At 62.7% G+C, this 14,280-nt stretch carries 27 protein-coding genes and 1 tRNA gene; 5 read left to right on the top strand and 23 right to left on the bottom strand.

Annotation, left to right across the window (positions count from 1 at the left end):
* Positions 1–130: 130 nt before the first annotated feature.
* The 3 genes from rpsA to ABT375_RS02435 all read left to right on the top strand — a co-directional run bounded on the left by rpsA (position 131) and on the right by ABT375_RS02435 (position 2,477).
* A complete protein-coding gene (gene rpsA, locus ABT375_RS02445) occupies positions 131–1,843 on the top strand; it encodes a 30S ribosomal protein S1 (RefSeq protein WP_224550106.1) in 1,713 nt (570 codons plus the stop codon).
* 178 nt (positions 1,844–2,021) lie between these two features.
* Positions 2,022–2,312, top strand: coding sequence for an integration host factor subunit beta (locus ABT375_RS02440; protein WP_169573269.1), 291 nt, complete (start codon positions 2,022–2,024; stop codon positions 2,310–2,312).
* A 79-nt stretch (positions 2,313–2,391) separates the two neighbouring features.
* A tRNA-Leu gene (locus tag ABT375_RS02435) sits at positions 2,392–2,477 on the top strand.
* Between the two features lie 199 nt (positions 2,478–2,676).
* On the opposite strand, the gene ABT375_RS02430 is transcribed toward ABT375_RS02435, so the two are convergent.
* From ABT375_RS02430 to ABT375_RS02330, 21 genes are all read right to left on the bottom strand, one after another.
* Positions 2,677–3,138, bottom strand: coding sequence for an HAD domain-containing protein (locus tag ABT375_RS02430; protein ID WP_416464026.1), 462 nt, complete (start codon positions 3,136–3,138; stop codon positions 2,677–2,679).
* Positions 3,138–4,196, bottom strand: coding sequence for a hypothetical protein (locus ABT375_RS02425; RefSeq protein WP_416464025.1), 1,059 nt, complete (start codon positions 4,194–4,196; stop codon positions 3,138–3,140). The genes ABT375_RS02430 and ABT375_RS02425 overlap by 1 nt, the downstream gene beginning before the upstream one ends.
* On the bottom strand, positions 4,193–5,422 hold the full coding sequence (locus ABT375_RS02420) for a hypothetical protein (protein ID WP_416464024.1): 1,230 nt from the start codon (positions 5,420–5,422) through the stop codon (positions 4,193–4,195). The genes ABT375_RS02425 and ABT375_RS02420 overlap by 4 nt, the downstream gene beginning before the upstream one ends.
* Complete coding sequence (locus tag ABT375_RS02415; RefSeq protein ID WP_416464023.1) at positions 5,415–5,669, bottom strand: hypothetical protein; 255 nt, start codon at positions 5,667–5,669, stop codon at positions 5,415–5,417. The genes ABT375_RS02420 and ABT375_RS02415 overlap by 8 nt, the downstream gene beginning before the upstream one ends.
* The gene (locus ABT375_RS02410) at positions 5,669–5,911 is read right to left on the bottom strand and encodes a hypothetical protein (RefSeq protein WP_416464022.1); all 243 of its coding nucleotides are present in this window, start codon (positions 5,909–5,911) and stop codon (positions 5,669–5,671) included. The genes ABT375_RS02415 and ABT375_RS02410 overlap by 1 nt, the downstream gene beginning before the upstream one ends.
* Positions 5,908–6,483: a DUF1643 domain-containing protein gene (locus ABT375_RS02405; protein WP_416464021.1), complete on the bottom strand. Its 576-nt coding sequence runs from the start codon at positions 6,481–6,483 to the stop codon at positions 5,908–5,910. The genes ABT375_RS02410 and ABT375_RS02405 overlap by 4 nt, the downstream gene beginning before the upstream one ends.
* Positions 6,480–7,496 carry a phage Gp37/Gp68 family protein gene (locus ABT375_RS02400; protein WP_416464020.1) on the bottom strand — a complete coding sequence of 339 codons (1,017 nt, stop codon included), beginning with the start codon at positions 7,494–7,496 and terminating at the stop codon, positions 6,480–6,482. Before ABT375_RS02400 ends, ABT375_RS02405 begins: the two co-directional genes overlap by 4 nt.
* On the bottom strand, positions 7,489–7,737 hold the full coding sequence (locus ABT375_RS02395) for a hypothetical protein (RefSeq protein ID WP_416464019.1): 249 nt from the start codon (positions 7,735–7,737) through the stop codon (positions 7,489–7,491). The genes ABT375_RS02400 and ABT375_RS02395 overlap by 8 nt, the downstream gene beginning before the upstream one ends.
* The gene (locus ABT375_RS02390; protein WP_416464018.1) at positions 7,718–7,996 is read right to left on the bottom strand and encodes a hypothetical protein; all 279 of its coding nucleotides are present in this window, start codon (positions 7,994–7,996) and stop codon (positions 7,718–7,720) included. Before ABT375_RS02390 ends, ABT375_RS02395 begins: the two co-directional genes overlap by 20 nt.
* Positions 7,993–8,793: a hypothetical protein gene (locus ABT375_RS02385; RefSeq protein ID WP_416464017.1), complete on the bottom strand. Its 801-nt coding sequence runs from the start codon at positions 8,791–8,793 to the stop codon at positions 7,993–7,995. Before ABT375_RS02385 ends, ABT375_RS02390 begins: the two co-directional genes overlap by 4 nt.
* The gene (locus ABT375_RS02380; protein ID WP_416464016.1) at positions 8,793–9,224 is read right to left on the bottom strand and encodes a hypothetical protein; all 432 of its coding nucleotides are present in this window, start codon (positions 9,222–9,224) and stop codon (positions 8,793–8,795) included. Before ABT375_RS02380 ends, ABT375_RS02385 begins: the two co-directional genes overlap by 1 nt.
* Positions 9,224–9,646 carry a hypothetical protein gene (locus tag ABT375_RS02375; RefSeq protein ID WP_416464015.1) on the bottom strand — a complete coding sequence of 141 codons (423 nt, stop codon included), beginning with the start codon at positions 9,644–9,646 and terminating at the stop codon, positions 9,224–9,226. The genes ABT375_RS02380 and ABT375_RS02375 overlap by 1 nt, the downstream gene beginning before the upstream one ends.
* Positions 9,643–9,834 (bottom strand): hypothetical protein, encoded by a 192-nt coding sequence (locus ABT375_RS02370; protein ID WP_416464014.1) that lies wholly within the window; start codon positions 9,832–9,834, stop codon positions 9,643–9,645. Before ABT375_RS02370 ends, ABT375_RS02375 begins: the two co-directional genes overlap by 4 nt.
* Positions 9,834–10,352, bottom strand: a complete 519-nt coding sequence (locus ABT375_RS02365) for a hypothetical protein (RefSeq protein WP_416464013.1) — start codon at positions 10,350–10,352, stop codon at positions 9,834–9,836. Before ABT375_RS02365 ends, ABT375_RS02370 begins: the two co-directional genes overlap by 1 nt.
* A 3-nt stretch (positions 10,353–10,355) precedes the next feature.
* Positions 10,356–10,637, bottom strand: a complete 282-nt coding sequence (locus tag ABT375_RS02360) for a hypothetical protein (RefSeq protein WP_416464012.1) — start codon at positions 10,635–10,637, stop codon at positions 10,356–10,358.
* A complete protein-coding gene (locus ABT375_RS02355) occupies positions 10,637–10,786 on the bottom strand; it encodes a hypothetical protein (protein ID WP_416464011.1) in 150 nt (49 codons plus the stop codon). Before ABT375_RS02355 ends, ABT375_RS02360 begins: the two co-directional genes overlap by 1 nt.
* Positions 10,773–10,922, bottom strand: a complete 150-nt coding sequence (locus ABT375_RS02350) for a hypothetical protein (protein WP_416464010.1) — start codon at positions 10,920–10,922, stop codon at positions 10,773–10,775. Before ABT375_RS02350 ends, ABT375_RS02355 begins: the two co-directional genes overlap by 14 nt.
* A complete protein-coding gene (locus ABT375_RS02345) occupies positions 10,919–11,194 on the bottom strand; it encodes a hypothetical protein (RefSeq protein ID WP_416464008.1) in 276 nt (91 codons plus the stop codon). Before ABT375_RS02345 ends, ABT375_RS02350 begins: the two co-directional genes overlap by 4 nt.
* 113 nt (positions 11,195–11,307) lie before the next feature.
* Positions 11,308–11,694 carry an HIRAN domain-containing protein gene (locus ABT375_RS02340; protein ID WP_416464007.1) on the bottom strand — a complete coding sequence of 129 codons (387 nt, stop codon included), beginning with the start codon at positions 11,692–11,694 and terminating at the stop codon, positions 11,308–11,310.
* A 3-nt stretch (positions 11,695–11,697) separates the two neighbouring features.
* Positions 11,698–12,027 (bottom strand): hypothetical protein, encoded by a 330-nt coding sequence (locus ABT375_RS02335; protein WP_416464005.1) that lies wholly within the window; start codon positions 12,025–12,027, stop codon positions 11,698–11,700.
* 329 nt (positions 12,028–12,356) lie between these two features.
* Positions 12,357–13,085 (bottom strand): XRE family transcriptional regulator, encoded by a 729-nt coding sequence (locus ABT375_RS02330; RefSeq protein ID WP_416464004.1) that lies wholly within the window; start codon positions 13,083–13,085, stop codon positions 12,357–12,359.
* Positions 13,086–13,114: 29 nt separating this feature from the next.
* On the opposite strand from ABT375_RS02330, the gene ABT375_RS02325 reads away from it, so the two are divergent.
* Positions 13,115–13,360: a helix-turn-helix domain-containing protein gene (locus tag ABT375_RS02325; RefSeq protein ID WP_416464002.1), complete on the top strand. Its 246-nt coding sequence runs from the start codon at positions 13,115–13,117 to the stop codon at positions 13,358–13,360.
* 4 nt (positions 13,361–13,364) lie between these two features.
* On the opposite strand, the gene ABT375_RS02320 is transcribed toward ABT375_RS02325, so the two are convergent.
* Positions 13,365–13,610: a hypothetical protein gene (locus ABT375_RS02320; protein ID WP_416464001.1), complete on the bottom strand. Its 246-nt coding sequence runs from the start codon at positions 13,608–13,610 to the stop codon at positions 13,365–13,367.
* Between the two features lie 11 nt (positions 13,611–13,621).
* Complete coding sequence (locus tag ABT375_RS02315; protein ID WP_416464000.1) at positions 13,622–13,888, bottom strand: hypothetical protein; 267 nt, start codon at positions 13,886–13,888, stop codon at positions 13,622–13,624.
* Between the two features lie 40 nt (positions 13,889–13,928).
* Between ABT375_RS02315 and ABT375_RS02310 the strand changes: the two genes are divergently transcribed.
* Positions 13,929–14,279: a hypothetical protein gene (locus tag ABT375_RS02310; RefSeq protein ID WP_416463998.1), complete on the top strand. Its 351-nt coding sequence runs from the start codon at positions 13,929–13,931 to the stop codon at positions 14,277–14,279.
* Position 14,280: the final 1 nt, after the last annotated feature.

Here is a 14,280-nt window from a genome sequence, read left to right as displayed (position 1 = left end):
TTTTCAAGAATGCGCGTTCCCAAGCTCCTAACTCGCGGGATATGTTCAGGATATTCGGTCCTGAACATGCTTTGGCCAAAGACCATCGGACACAACCGATTGGCCAGCAATGATGAGTGAAGGACCAACCATGGCCTCTACGGCATTTCCCTCGCGCGACGATTTTGCCGCGCTTCTCAATGATTCTCTCGGTGGCGAGGACGGCGGTTTCGAAGGCCGCGTCGTCAAGGGCACCGTTACCGCCATCGAAAACGACCTGGCCGTCATCGACGTCGGTCTGAAGTCCGAAGGCCGCGTGCCGCTGCGCGAATTCGCCGCGCCGGGCCAGAAGGCTGACCTGAAGGTCGGCGACGAAGTCGAAGTCTACGTCGACCGCGTCGAAAACGCCCATGGCGAAGCCATGCTGTCGCGCGACCGCGCTCGCCGTGAAGCCGCTTGGGACAAGCTGGAAGCCGAGTTCACCGAAAGCGCGCGCGTCGAAGGCGTCATCTTCGGCCGCGTCAAGGGTGGCTTCACCGTCGACCTGGACGGCGCCGTGGCGTTCCTGCCCGGTTCGCAGGTCGATATCCGCCCGGTGCGCGACGTCACCCCGCTCATGGACATTCCGCAGCCCTTCCAGATCCTGAAGATGGATCGTCGCCGCGGCAATATCGTCGTGTCGCGTCGCGCCATCCTGGAAGAAACCCGCGCCGAACAGCGCAGCGGCCTGATCCAGACGCTGGCCGAAGGCCAGATCATCGAAGGCGTCGTCAAGAACATCACCGACTATGGTGCGTTCGTTGACCTGGGCGGCATCGATGGCCTGCTGCACGTCACCGACCTGTCGTACAAGCGCATCAACCACCCCAATGAGATGATCAACATCGGCGACACCGTCCGCGTTCAGATCATCCGCATCAACCGCGACACCCAGCGCATCAGCCTCGGCATGAAGCAGCTGGAAAGCGATCCGTGGGAAGGCGCCGCCGCCAAGTATCCGATCGGCGCCAAGCTGTCGGGCCGCGTCACGAACATCACCGAATATGGTGCGTTCGTCGAGCTGGAGCCGGGCATCGAAGGCCTGGTCCATGTGTCGGAAATGTCCTGGACCAAGAAGAACGTCCACCCCGGCAAGATCGTTTCGACCAGCCAGGAAGTCGAAGTTCTGGTCCTCGAAGTCGATCCCGAAAAGCGCCGCATCTCGCTCGGCCTCAAGCAGGCCCAGTCGAACCCGTGGGACAGCTTCGCAGAGCGTCACCCGATCGGTTCGACCGTCGAAGGCGAAGTCAAGAATGCGACCGAGTTCGGCCTGTTCATCGGCCTGGACGGCGACGTCGACGGCATGGTCCACATGTCCGACATCGCCTGGGGCATTTCGGGCGAAGACGCGCTGGCGCTGCACCGGAAGGGTGAGGCCGTTCAGGCCGTCGTTCTCGACATCGACGTCGAGAAGGAGCGCATCAGCCTGGGCATGAAGCAGCTTGAGCGTGGCGGCCCGGCCGCTGGCGGCACCGCTGCTGCGGCTGCCGGCCTCAACAAGAACGCGATCGTCACCGTGACCGTTCTGGAAGTCCGCGACGGCGGCCTGGAAGTCCAGGCTGGCGAAGATGGTGCCGCCGGCTTCATCAAGCGCAGCGACCTGGGTCGCGACCGCGACGAGCAGCGTTCGGAACGCTTCCAGATCGGCCAGAAGTTCGACGCCATGGTGACCGGTTTCGACCGCGCCAAGAAGCCGACCTTCTCGGTCAAGGCGATGCAGATCGCCGAAGAGAAGCAGGCAGTCGCACAATATGGTTCGTCCGACAGCGGCGCGTCGCTGGGCGACATCCTGGGCGAAGCGCTCAAGGCGAAGACCGAAGGCTGAGCCTTCCTGTCCTTCGACAAATGAAAAGCCCGCCGGACCCATGTCCGGCGGGCTTTTTCATGTCCGTGATGCCATCGTCCTTTTGGAAACGTAACGATCTTGATGTTGCCCGATTGTCAACGCCTTGCGGAACCTCTATGCAGAACATGGGGCACGGCAGAGGGGCGCTGGAGAACCAATGATCCGTTCGGAACTGATCCAGAAGCTGGCCGAGGAAAATCCGGGGCTCAGCCTGCCGGAAGTGGAAAAGATCGTCGATCTCTTCTTCAGGGAAATTGTCGACCGGCTTTCCACCGGCGGCCGCGTGGAATTGCGCGGATTCGGTGCTTTCACAACCCGCGCCCGCGATGCGCGCACCGGGCGCAATCCCCGCACCGGCGAGCAGGTGCCGGTATCCGCCAAGCGGGTGCCCTATTTCAAGCCGGGCAAGGAAATGCGCGAACGGCTTAACGGCAAGGACGACGCCTGAGTCGATCCATCGTGTCGATCCATGGCTTGACCTGCCGCGCGCCAGCCGTCAGGGGATGCCCTGCCCAGCGGCATGATGGGCGGACGTGGCGAAATCGGTAGACGCAGCGGACTTAAAATCCGCCTTCCCCTGGAAATGCGGGTTCAAGTCCCGCCGTCCGCACCATATTGAATTATCTGGATTTTCCGGAGCGCTTAGCGCTGCCGGACTTTCGGCGTTCCGACAAGCTATTCCGACAACATTCCGACAAATTGGCGGTGTTCGCGCCTTGTTCTGGCCCGCGAATCGGCCGCCTCCCGCGCCTCCTTGCTCGGCTCAATCGGCATGGCTGGTGTCCAGATGGAGAGGAGGAGAACCGGGAGGATCAAGCAGCGGCAATTAACGGTGTATTGAGGATGCTTACAAGTCGATCAACGTGCGAGCGATCGATTCCGGTCACAAAGGGCGTCCGGACGAACCGATCCATCTGAGCAGCCAACATATCGCTATCATCATCTACTATTGCCCAGCTTTCAACCTCTGGATGATCTGCAAGCCATGCTGCAATCTCGTCGCCCCGGCATCGGCCCACGAAGATACTTCCGATCCGACCGCTCATCGGTGTGCGCCAGTCGCGATGCACGCAAAGCCCGGCGTTGCGAAGATCGCTCTCGGTCCCTTCTGAAAACCGCCATGTGCTGGAAACGACCACCACCGCGCCGGATCGATCACAAACCTCTTTCACCATCGCGATCTTGTGCGGCGGCAGATACCGGCTGTTCTGGCTGGCCCATAGTTCTTCGCCGCTCAGCACCACACCGTCAATGTCGAGGAACAGGACGCGCATCACCCCTCCCCCTCGTCCAGAGCGGCGGGCGGGGTGGAGAGGCTAAGCTGCTTTCCGCTGAATATGTGCTGCCAGCCTTCGGGATGCTCCACGACATAGCGCCAAGGCCCCGTTCCTGCTGCACAGCGATAAGCGGCCACTACAACCGCGTCACCCGAGCCGAACGGGAAGCCTTCGCACTTGATAACCGGGTCTCCCACCGAAAACCCGCCGGTTGCCTCCAGCCCATCGGCATGGGCGGCGGGGGATAGAGGCGCGATGTTGGGCGCGATGGGGGCGTCCAGCGGCACCTTAGAGCGGGCAGAGGGATGCAGCGCCGCATTGATCCAAACTAGGGCGTCGCGCGTCGGTGTTCCGGGAGCATCGGCGCTATGCGGGGCCAAGCGTTCGCCAGCCTTGCGCACATATTCTCGGAAATCTGGATCGACCTCCCCCGCACCCGCCGCCTTTTCCTCTGCGGCTGGGAGCGGGAGGGCGCGGATGGCGGTGCGGAAATCTTCGATGTGCGCCAGCATCAGCGGGTTCGTCCCAGCATCGGCGCGGTCGCCGTCATCAACGTCCGCGATAAACCGCTCTACTGCCTCACGCATCCCCGCTGCATCACCGATCGGTTGGGTGGCGGGAGGGTGGGCGAGTTGCGACAGCGGATCGGCCGGGCTGCTCACCATCGCCAGTTGAGCAAGGGCCAGTCCGGCAAGTCCGGCAAGCGCCTCGCCGGCGTCATCGCGCTCAGCCTCGTCCAGATCACCATCAGGATGATCGTAGCAAATGCTCTCAAATTCACCCATCGCTTGATGCATCCGTCCGATGAAATCAGTCTGCTCACGCATGATGTCGCGGCGGGACAGCTCAATGATCCATTCGACGATGGGCGGGATCGCCACCACCTCCCCGCCCTTTGCGTTTTCTGCGGGTTGGGCGAGGGCTGCGCGGGCGCGTGCCAGCTTTTTATGGGCGGCGCTGGTCAAAGGAACATCGCCAGAGAGCAGATCGGCTATGCTCAAGGCATCCTCCAGCGCGCTCCGCAAATCCTGCGCGGGGGTGGTTTTGTCGGTCATGGTCGATCCTTCTCTTTCCTGGCCCGCTCGGCGATATGCCGCTGGCGCACGGTGCCGGCGCTGCGCGCCTTCTCCTGGGTGGCCTTGTTGTAGGTTGCGGTCTGTTGCAGTGTCCGGTGACCCGATACCGGCCGGATGTCATAGACGCCCGCGTCCCCCAGCTCGGTCGCGCCTCCATGGCGGTTACCCGTCATCGTGAAGCCGTCATGCAATCCGGCTGCATCGCGGATCGCGCGCCAGCGCCAAGTCGCCTGTGATTCGGTGTAGCGTTTGCCGGTCTGCTCATTGATGACGATATGTCCGCGGCCGGGCTTCATCCGCGCCAACTCAGCTTCAAGTTCGGGATAAAGCCGCGCGCCGAAATCGCGAACCTCTGGATCATCGCTGTCAGGGTCAGGATCGCCGCGCAACGGGATGATCTGCGAATCACCTGTCTTGCCCTGGCGCATGGCGATCTGGACGCCCGGCTGGTAATCCTCCCAGAAGAAACCGCGCTCTTCGTCGCCCGGCTCGTTGATATAGCCGAACACGTCCGACACGCGACGCAAGATTTCGAAGGAGATCGCGGCGGCTGTCGCCATCGACTGAAAACCCTGCTTGCGCGCCTCTTCCCGGAAACGATCATACTCGGCCCGCGTGTTCGCCCGGTTGCCCTTCTTCGCCTTCATCTTGATCCCCATGCGGGCGAAGGGGTTAGGGTCTTTCACCTTCTTGGCGCGGATCGCTTCGTTCCACACTCGCCGGCAGACCTGCATACAATATGCCCCTTGTCGATCGCCGCGCTGCTTCACGAGCAACCGGTAAAGCGCATCCGCGTGGCTGGCGTTGACCTCCGCCGCCCGGCGCTGGCCAAAGGTCATCGTCTTGAGCTGGACCCCTTCGACGTGCGTCATCATCTCGCGATAGTCTTCGCGCGTCCGGTGGCTGGACTCGGTAAAGCGGACGTGGCCACGATACCAGGCGAACAGGGCCGCGACCGTGCCTTCGGCCACCTTTCCTTCCACGCCGTTGCGCCAGTCGTCCAGCGCCGCGTTGAGCAACTCGGCCTTGCCGATCGCGACGGGCAGGTCCGTGCCGAGCGCCTCCGAATCGACCGGGCATGTCCGGCCGTGCTTTTCGGCCGGCGGCCTCGCCCAGGTCGGGCGCTCCCAGAAATAGGCCAGACCGCCCGCCAGTCGCTTGGCGCGCAGGTAGCGCGGGAGCTTGATCCTATCCAGTCTACCCACCAAGGCCCTCGAATTCGCTGTCTATGTCGGTCGCCACCACGCCGAACAGGTTGGCGGTCACCTTCTCCAACTGCTCGCGCAAATAGACTGTGGCGCCATTGCGGCCGAACCGGCGGCCGGTGATCGCACCCGCTCGCTCCAGATGGTCGAACATCTTGGGCGCGAGTGCGGTGTAGCGCAGTGCCTCATCGCGGGTGAAGGCGAAGGGCGGCGTGTTGAACGTCACCTGATGTGCAGGGGCGCCCATCAGCGTTGATCCTTTATCGCGGCCCGGACCGACAGGCCCAGGGCGTTGTTCCAGTACATGCCCGGCAGAAAGCCGCCCGGCCCGGTGCGCAGGCCCAGCTTCCGGCGCTCCAGCGCCTTGGCTACCGCATAGTCTGCGCCGGTACGCAGTTCGACACCGATCCCTTCCATGCCTGTGATGTCGTCGGGCTCACTGTCGAGCAGCATGCGGCGCTGGGGTTCGGTGAGGTTCGGCCAAGTCATACCGCTGCCCTCCAGAGAATAGGCTTCTGATCGCGCGGAATGCGATGCTTGCCGCGGGCCATCGGATGCGTCGGCGCGCCGCTCTTCGTCTTTCCCCAGCACCAGATATCGGGCCAAGGCTCTTCGCCGCTTTGGATTTCCTCGACCACATGATCGATCCACACGTCATCCCATGCGATGTTGCCCCAGCAGGCGAATAACTGATCGGCCGACTTCGCCACCTCGACCACGTGCGGCAGGTTGGTCATCAGGATCTGATCGCGCGCGTACCAGTCGTCTGTCTTTGCCCAGTCGGCGCGCGCCCGGCATTCCGCCGGGCTGGAGGTGCAGAAGGGGTAGAGATTGACCGCCCGGTAGCCGCCGAAGCCGAACAGTTGGAACCAGGCGTTCCACCAGAGGCTCGTCGGATCGTCCTGCAGCGCATTGGCCGTCGACGGGTTGCAGCCGATTACGCATGCGATCGGTCCCGGCCCCCAGGTGCGGCGCAGTTCAAGGCGATCCTCTCCGCTGAAGATCGCGTCGCGCTGCACGGTTTCGTGACCGAACAGGTCGCAGGGAGAAGGATAGTTCATCCCGGCACCCCATCATGCTGCACGCCGTCGAGCAGGCGCCCGGCCCTCTTCTTCCCGACCTTGCGCATCACATGGAAGCGCTCGCCATGGAAGCCGCAGCCGCCCGCCAGATTTAACCAGCGAGATTTGCCGCGCTTCGTCTGATCATCGATGTAATCATTGCTATAGTTCGCGCGCCAGTCAGGATCGTCCCGATCGCGATCAAGTGACGCTTCCCACTCGCCCCACTGTTTGAACAGGAAGGGGACGCCCACCCCCTCGCACTGTTCGTGAAGGCTCCGCGCCCAATCCGGGTGCATGGGCCTGGCATGCGGTCCGCTCTCACCTCCGCATATTACCCAGTTGATGGCAAGCTCGTCGCTTATGCCGGTGAAGTCGCAGGTCGAACAACATTCCTGCGCGCCGCAGTCTCGTTGGATGATTGGCGGACGGCCATCTTCGTCCAGCCAGTTCGGACATTCATGATAGAGCAGCAATGACAGGTCGATGGGCCCAAGCATCGGCTCGACCGACAGGAAGGCGACGGGCAGTTCGTAGAGTGCGCGAAGAATCCGGAGCTTGGGAATGTCCCGATCCGCCTCCGCCTGATTCACGACGGTGATCCCGAGCCAGACATTATCCGGCAGGCGGCCAGCTGCCTCCGCCATCTTCATGACGTTGCCCACGCGCTTCGTCACCAGCAGCCAATCGAGATGCGGCGTCTCGCGGATCAGTTGGAAAAGGTCAGCGCGCCATTTGGCTGGCACTTCGTTGTCGAACACGTCGGCAAGCGATGAGCAGAACACTCGATAGCGCACGCCCTCCTTCGCGGCGCGGTTGTTCCAGCGGCGCGGCTGCTTCCATGTTGACGCGGCGGTGCGGCGGCGCGGCTGGCCCGCCCCCCATGCAACCCCTAAGCGTGCCTGAGCGAGGTCGGCGGCATAACAATTGTCGCATCCCGCCCCTACCTTTGTGCAGCCAATCCATCCGTTGAAAGTGTGGTGCGCCCACTCAATTTTTGTGTTCTCAACCATGATCCTGCTCCCCCGCCCGGCCCGCGCCGATCGCGGCCGGCCGCGCGGTTTCCTCCAGGCTCTTGCGCGCGTTGATGACCAGACGGACGCCGTTCATATATTGCTTGGCCAGCAGGGCGCGGGCCTGGGCATCCTTGATGCTGATGGTTCCGGCGCGCAGGGCAAGCAGATCGTCGGCGATGCCCCTGACGATCATGTCCAGGCTGTAGCGGTCGCCCAGGTCAGTGGGTGCGTCTTGCACGCGCGATCTCCTTATCCATGGCTTTGAGCAATGCGTAGGCGGCGCGAAAGCCGGCCCACATTTCGAACGGAAGCTGATGTATCTGAAGCCTGATCTGACCATGCGCCCAGCAGCAGGACCAGCAGACGGGCGGCGCCTGATAATCAGGCGAATAGGGATCGCGCTCGATCTGCTGCTCGCAGATGGCGCACTCAAACGGCGGCAGCGCCGGGGGCGGCGGCTTGCGCTTGAACGTGATACGGATGCGGGGATAGGTCATGCCGTGTCCTGCCCGCTGTGGCACATCAGTGAGCATTCCATATCTGGCTCTTCGAGGATGTTGCCCCGACTGGGGTCCAGCTCGTCAAGAAACACGCGTCGCTTCGTTCCGTCGGCTAGGGTTTCCCGGCAGCAGCTGGCGCCGATTTCACGCTCCAGCTTTGCCATACGATCGAAGGCGCTAGGGAAATGCCTGCGGATCATGTTCCAGTAGCCCATGCCGCCCTTGCAGCAGCCGATGCAGTTATTGTTCTGGAACCCCAGACGGTACATCACCGGCAATTCAATACCTGCCGCGCACACGATCGCCTTGCAGGCCTCTTTGTCGAGGCCATGCTCGATCAGAGGCGTTTCGAGACAGACCTCGAAATTTTCCCTCCGGAAGAGGTCTGCGCGGCGCACCTCCTCCGAGGTGTAGCCAAAAACCTGGATGTCGTCGGGACGTTGAAAGGTGAACCGAAGGACGCGCTTCATCTCGCCAGTGCATTTCGCTCCGTCTGGCCCGACTATGTACCGCTCGCGCCTCATGACATCCCACGGATCGCTATAAAAGCGGCTAGACAGGACGATCACCTTCCGCCCGAACCACCGTTCGCAATCGGCCAAAAAGCGCTTGTTGTCCTCGTGCTCGCCCTTAGGATCCGTGTAGACGATGACAAGCCGATCGCCGTACTTGTCCAAGGCCAGCTTTGTAGCGACCGCTGACGCTGCGCCGCAGGAAAACCAGCTTACGACGCGGGAATCTTCTGTCGGCTCGATCGCAGGAAAGAGAGACATGGGCGCGGGTGTCTTAGCCATTAGCGTTGCCCTCCGATCTCGACCACCCCACGCACGGCGCGCAGCGGCACCAGCACATCGCGCGGCCATGCCACCGCGATCTTGCGTGGCAGGCGCGAAATGATGAGCGCGAAGCCCGCGCCATGCTCCATCATGCCGTCGACCTGATAAGCTCCGGCCCCGATGCAGGTCGGGCAGAAGGTTGCGTCAGCGCCGCCCTCCCCGGTCCCGGCACAAGCACCGCACGGCTGGCGCCAGGGAAAGAGACGGCTTTCCTCGATCGGCACGCCCGCGAAGGCAACTGGACTGCCGCGCGGGTCGTTGGACGGCGCCGCCTCCAGCAGGCTGGTCATTTTCTCAGGTGCTATGGTGACGCGCCTGATCCGCGTGCCATCGGCCGGCATCAGGCTGCGGATCTGGGTAAGATCGTCCAGGGTGAAAGAGCCGCCCATCAGTCCGGTTTCCCAATCATCTCATTGTGGACCGCCACCAGCGCGCCGATCGCACCGGCGGCGGTGTCGTTGCTGCCGAAGCTCACCAGCACGGTGCGATCGGCCGGGTTGTCGTCGGCCAGCGCAACGATGTGCAGTCCCTCGCCCGTCCAGACCTCATCGCCGGCCAGTTCGGCCGGGTGCCGGTGGCTCTCCGCCCAGCGCTTGCCCCAATTGGCGCGCAGCGCGGCGCAGGCGACTTCGAAGGGGTCCGGCGGATAGAGAGGCACCCCATCCTCCGCGCAGAACTTGCAAAGCTCCGGGCGGCGGCGGCAGATCACATAGCGCCCGTCGAACTGCCTGATCGCGTGCGCCGGGCCGTATTTCGACGGCAGGATGATGACGTCCGCGCCGCTTTCGAGGGTGCCGCCGAACTTGCTCATGGATTCGACCGATCCCGCTCAGTGAGGCAGTAGGCTTCCGCGAAGTCTTCCCACTGGAACTGTCCGTCGCGGACCTGCTGCAAATGCTGCGCCATTTCGCCCAGGCAAAAGGCATAGGCGCCGACATCCTTGCGGGGATCGATCGCGCGCGCTGCCTGACGCAGCATGTTGATGGCGTTGCAGCGCATCAGAACGGCACTCCATCATCATAAGGGTCGAAATTCGGCACGCGGGCCTCGCCAAAGCCGACGAGATCGCCGCGTCGGACCATCTGGTTGGCGCGCACTTCTTTAAGGCGGCCGCGCAGTTCGGCGGCGGCTTGGCGGGCCAGGTCGGTAGCCTCGCGGGCATGCCGCGCGTCACGCTCACGGTCTGCAGCGTCGCTCTGCGCGCGGCGCAGGTCGGCCTTCAGTTCGGTGATCTGAGCATTCGCCCGGTCGAGCGCGGCAAGCCTCTCATCAGCGATCTGCCGGACCTTCTGCAGTTCGGCTTTGGTGGCGGTCAGGTCCGCGACGACGTCGGCCGGCTCGACCATCTGAAGGCCGCGCCCTTCCGCATCCATCTCCCCGCCATAAAAATATTCGCCGCTGTCGAGGCAATAGGCGTCGCATTTGCCCTTCGAGCTGTATTCGGACTTGAAGCCGTAGCTTCCTTCCTCGGTGCGGAAGATGCCCGGCGGGCACTCGTTAAGCGTCACAAACGACATGGGTCAGTTCCCCTTTCGCTGGCACGGCACGATGCCCGCACAGTCGCTACGACAGGCCGGGCAGTCGCATTCGTCGCCCGGATCGGATTGCGTGGCGTGTCGACCGGCCTCGACGGCCGACACGCGCGGATCAGATGACGGCCCCCTGGAGAGGGTCAGGCCGTCCGAGGCTCCTGCCTGCTGCGCGGTCGGGGGGATGACGCGCATGTCAGGCAAGGGGGATAGGTGCATGTCGCGGCGCATGCGGATGAGGCGCGACAGGGAGATGCCGGCGAAGTCGATCATCACTGCACCCCGATGATGGCCGCGGTCGCCCGGCAGGCGGCAGCGAGCAGCTTGAACATGCCCAGGCACAGCGCAGCGCCGATCAGGCTGAGGGTGATGAGCGCGGCCGGGTGGATGGCGCGGGGCGGTCCGGCTTCAGGAGCGGACATCGTCGCCCTCCCCCATCAGCAGCGCGTCGAACGCCTTGTCGGCATAGAGCTGGAACTGACGCACGATGACGCCGACGGCGCACAGGCCCGCGAGCGTGATCAGCGCGCGGCCGGCGAAGAAGAAGGCGGCGGTCACGACGCCACCCGCAGCGGTGCGATGTTCCGGCCGCGTGCGTGCGGCTCGAGTTGCTCCGCAGCGCGGATCAGGCGGCTGGCCGCGTTGAGAATGAGTTCGCGCGCCCCGGCCGCGTCCGCCAGCAGCAGCTCATGCGCTTCGGCGACGCTGTAGCCCGCGATATTGATCAGATCGACGGGGCGATACTGCGGCGCATCCGGCCGGTGAAGGGCGCCCAGACGCGAGAGCGTTTCCGCTGCCGCCGTGCCGACAATGTAAGATGGGATTGCCATCGGAACCTCCCCACCGTGGCGGCCGGCTGGATGCGCGGCGCGTCAGGTGATGGAGCCTAGATATATGCACGTAAGAATATCGTCAATGCGTAAAAATTCTTACGTGCATATTTTTAATCGTCGGGCGGTATCCAGTCAGGATAGAAGCCACTGTCGTCTTTGGGTGATTCGGGAGGCGGCTCGGGCAAGGTCGGGGCCTCTCCATCCAGCCCAAGCCGAATGATCGCCCCTTCCTTGTGCAGTCCCTGGAAGATGGCCGCCGTGATCCGGCGGCGCCCGATGTAGGTGCGGATCAACTGCGCCTGGAAGGATTTGACATACCCGATCTGCACGCCGCGCGCGCTGAACACGGCGACCGCCTGGGGATCGACCGGGTTCTTCGGTTCCGGAATCAGGCTGACTTCTTCGCCCGGCTCGGACCAGAGGATCTCCGATCGGCGATTCGACCTATCCTTGTTCGGATGGTCGGCGCCGACAATTACGAGGGAGAGTTGAGGCATGTTTCAAGTGCCGAGCACGCCCAACTTGGACAGAATCGTCAGGGCGGCCACCATAAGGGTTAGCACGACGCCTAGCGCCGTCACAATAAAGCCCTTACCGGCCATTGTTGCCTTTATAACGGCGATGTCAGCGGGCATCTGCTCCGTGCGCGCGTCAATACGATCCACCTGCTTTACCAAGTGGGCTACATCCGCCTCCAGCTTTGCGACGCGCGCTTCCATGCCATCATATGTGCCACCCCCGCCATGATCTTTCAAGCGGCGCGGTTCGCTGCTGATGATGTTGGACGCTGTCGGGAATGAGACCACGTTACCTTTCCTGTCGACCATCATCAAGATCCTCAGTGTAGACGACCCCTTCAGATGCAATACTTTCGAGGCCATAGCGAGCGAGGTTAAACAATTTGAGATTGCCGCAATGCGAGCATTCCAGCGCGAAGCATGGCACAAACCTCGATAGATCAGCTTCGGATGCCATGAACGGAAGTGGGATGAGCACGACAGGAGAAAGTAACGTATTCCGAAAAAACCATGCTTTCGTCCCGCACATTTCACATGGCGGCGAATCTAGCTTCTGCACAAACGCCGATGCAATCATAGTGAGAGAGGCCTCACTTAGATTGCCGTTTCCATCACCAGCTGGATGTTTCACTTCCGCCCCCTCAATGCCGTCGCCCCGACCAAACGACCCGCCCGATGATCCGCACATCCTGCGCGTCCACGATCTGCTTCTCATGCAACGTGTTATCGGAAATGATCTCCAGCTTGCCGCCGGCGGCCGGGCGCAGGCGCTTCACGGCACCTGCTCCATAGAGCGCGATCGCCCAGATGCGGTCCGTCATATTGAGGCGCGTCTGTAGCGTGTCGATAACGAGCAGGTCGCTGTCGAGCAGTGTTGGCTGCATGCTGTCGCCGACACCGTCCGCCACCAGCAGACGGTGAGCGGGCGACTGGCTGATTGCGCGAAGCAAGTTCGGATCGAACTCTACCGTGCCTTCCTCGACATAGTCATCAAGGTTGGAGCCGTCGCCCATGGCAAAGCCAAGGTTGATGCGCTTGAGCGTGATGGCACCGTCGCCGTCTGATGCGCCGCGGGTCGGCGGAATGTCCGGTTGCGGCGCAGGCTTAATCCCCAAAAAACGACGAGGTGGTGCGGCATCCGCCTCCCCCGCCGAACTGGAAGAGCTCCAATCCTTGTCCATAAACTGCTCAAGTGCGACGCCAGCCAAATCTGCCATGCGCGCCAACGAGCGCGCCGCTGGCTCGGTCCCGTGGTTTTCCCACTTCGAGATATAGGATTGAGGAACCTCTAATCGCTCCGCGAACCGCGCTTGGGTGTCTCCCAAAGATTTGCGTAGAGCAGCAATGTTGCGCGCGAGCGTGTTTGGCATGCGCAACGCATAATTGCCATTTAGCGCCGATGCTAATTCCCGTGTGCATATTTGCATTGACGCTATATTCTCACGTGCATATAAACATCGACATGAACGCAATCCGGCAAGCCCGCCATCGGCTGGGCCTCACGCAGATCGGGCTGGCTGAAAAGCTGGGCCTCCACCAGTCGACCATATCTCGTTTCGAGAATGGGACGCTGCCGATAGACGAGCGTACGAGCCTAGCTATTGAAGCTCTGCTTTCCCGGCCGATCCAGCAGGAGGCCGCATAGGTGCCTACTGCCTCGTCCCCAAATTCTGCGCATCTATGCGATCTGCCATATTCGATAGATCCTGCGACAGCATGCGCAATTGCACCGGCGTCAGATGTATCTGAACCGGAACCCCGCCACTTTCGAACTCGCTTTCCGACCGTGCGTAGCGAAGACGTAGAAGTCCTATCATCTGTCCAATGGCGCTGTCCCAGCCCACCACTGGATAGATCGCAAGATTGCCGTTTGGCAGCGTGTCCCAATCGTCCATCAAAATCCCTTTCAGTCGGTGTCGTTGCTGTTCCGACTGTAGCGGACGCCGGAGGGGTCGCAAGCCTCTCCGGCGAAAGCCCCGCCCTCTGCACGACCTGCGACCACCGCCTGGACGACACGGCCATCCGCGCCTGCCCGGTCCGCGGCTGCCCGCACGCGCAGCGCGAGGCTGCCTGATGATTTCCCTGTTTCATAGCGGCGACGATGCCGCGCTTGCGAAGGTTTCACCATGGAAATGAACCATTCAATTTCGGACGAGGTCGGAAAACGCGTCATCGCCGACACGCTCCGCCTTTTCGTCGGCCGGGGCAAGGTGTTGAGCTGGGAAGACCTGGCCGCTGCCACGGGCGACAAGGAAGGCACGCTGCGCAGCTATGTCGAGCAGGCGCCGCCCGCGATGCCCGCGCCGATGATGATGCGCGTCTTCGCCCAGCTGCCCGCCGCCGCGTGGGCCAAAGTGAACGCGGCCATGGGCTTCTGCGCGCCGCCGCGCATCGAGGACGAAGAGACGGCCTGCATGCGCCGTGCCCTCGCCCAAGCGTCGCAACTGGTGGCGGACGGCAACGAGTTCCTTGCCGATGGCATCATCGATCCGCGTGAGAAGGCGATGTTTTCCGAACGGGCGGAAGCCCTGATCCCGACCCTTCGGGCGCACATCATCAGATAGG

Source organism: Sphingomonas sp. VDB2, from assembly GCF_047946695.1.
GTDB classification, from domain to species: Bacteria; Pseudomonadota; Alphaproteobacteria; order Sphingomonadales; family Sphingomonadaceae; genus Sphingobium; species Sphingobium bisphenolicum.
The sequence above is the reverse complement of the archived record's forward strand: the minus strand, read 5'-3'. Positions and strand labels throughout refer to the sequence as shown.

What these genes read in the sequence shown, in the direction of transcription:
- rpsA (WP_224550106.1), top strand. Translation starts at nt 131, where the DNA reads ATGGCCTCTACGGCATTTCCCTCGCGCGACGATTTTGCCGCGCTTCTC.
- ABT375_RS02440 (WP_169573269.1), top strand. Translation starts at nt 2,022, where the DNA reads ATGATCCGTTCGGAACTGATCCAGAAGCTGGCCGAGGAAAATCCGGGG.
- ABT375_RS02430 (WP_416464026.1), bottom strand. Translation starts at nt 3,138, where the DNA reads ATGCGCGTCCTGTTCCTCGACATTGACGGTGTGGTGCTGAGCGGCGAA.
- ABT375_RS02425 (WP_416464025.1), bottom strand. Translation starts at nt 4,196, where the DNA reads ATGACCGACAAAACCACCCCCGCGCAGGATTTGCGGAGCGCGCTGGAG.
- ABT375_RS02415 (WP_416464023.1), bottom strand. Translation starts at nt 5,669, where the DNA reads ATGGGCGCCCCTGCACATCAGGTGACGTTCAACACGCCGCCCTTCGCC.
- ABT375_RS02410 (WP_416464022.1), bottom strand. Translation starts at nt 5,911, where the DNA reads ATGACTTGGCCGAACCTCACCGAACCCCAGCGCCGCATGCTGCTCGAC.
- ABT375_RS02405 (WP_416464021.1), bottom strand. Translation starts at nt 6,483, where the DNA reads ATGAACTATCCTTCTCCCTGCGACCTGTTCGGTCACGAAACCGTGCAG.
- ABT375_RS02400 (WP_416464020.1), bottom strand. Translation starts at nt 7,496, where the DNA reads ATGGTTGAGAACACAAAAATTGAGTGGGCGCACCACACTTTCAACGGA.
- ABT375_RS02390 (WP_416464018.1), bottom strand. Translation starts at nt 7,996, where the DNA reads ATGACCTATCCCCGCATCCGTATCACGTTCAAGCGCAAGCCGCCGCCC.
- ABT375_RS02385 (WP_416464017.1), bottom strand. Translation starts at nt 8,793, where the DNA reads ATGGCTAAGACACCCGCGCCCATGTCTCTCTTTCCTGCGATCGAGCCG.
- ABT375_RS02380 (WP_416464016.1), bottom strand. Translation starts at nt 9,224, where the DNA reads ATGGGCGGCTCTTTCACCCTGGACGATCTTACCCAGATCCGCAGCCTG.
- ABT375_RS02375 (WP_416464015.1), bottom strand. Translation starts at nt 9,646, where the DNA reads ATGAGCAAGTTCGGCGGCACCCTCGAAAGCGGCGCGGACGTCATCATC.
- ABT375_RS02370 (WP_416464014.1), bottom strand. Translation starts at nt 9,834, where the DNA reads ATGCGCTGCAACGCCATCAACATGCTGCGTCAGGCAGCGCGCGCGATC.
- ABT375_RS02365 (WP_416464013.1), bottom strand. Translation starts at nt 10,352, where the DNA reads ATGTCGTTTGTGACGCTTAACGAGTGCCCGCCGGGCATCTTCCGCACC.
- ABT375_RS02360 (WP_416464012.1), bottom strand. Translation starts at nt 10,637, where the DNA reads ATGATCGACTTCGCCGGCATCTCCCTGTCGCGCCTCATCCGCATGCGC.
- ABT375_RS02355 (WP_416464011.1), bottom strand. Translation starts at nt 10,786, where the DNA reads ATGTCCGCTCCTGAAGCCGGACCGCCCCGCGCCATCCACCCGGCCGCG.
- ABT375_RS02345 (WP_416464008.1), bottom strand. Translation starts at nt 11,194, where the DNA reads ATGGCAATCCCATCTTACATTGTCGGCACGGCGGCAGCGGAAACGCTC.
- ABT375_RS02340 (WP_416464007.1), bottom strand. Translation starts at nt 11,694, where the DNA reads ATGCCTCAACTCTCCCTCGTAATTGTCGGCGCCGACCATCCGAACAAG.
- ABT375_RS02335 (WP_416464005.1), bottom strand. Translation starts at nt 12,027, where the DNA reads ATGATGGTCGACAGGAAAGGTAACGTGGTCTCATTCCCGACAGCGTCC.
- ABT375_RS02330 (WP_416464004.1), bottom strand. Translation starts at nt 13,085, where the DNA reads ATGCCAAACACGCTCGCGCGCAACATTGCTGCTCTACGCAAATCTTTG.
- ABT375_RS02325 (WP_416464002.1), top strand. Translation starts at nt 13,115, where the DNA reads ATGCTAATTCCCGTGTGCATATTTGCATTGACGCTATATTCTCACGTG.
- ABT375_RS02320 (WP_416464001.1), bottom strand. Translation starts at nt 13,610, where the DNA reads ATGGACGATTGGGACACGCTGCCAAACGGCAATCTTGCGATCTATCCA.
- ABT375_RS02315 (WP_416464000.1), bottom strand. Translation starts at nt 13,888, where the DNA reads ATGACGCGTTTTCCGACCTCGTCCGAAATTGAATGGTTCATTTCCATG.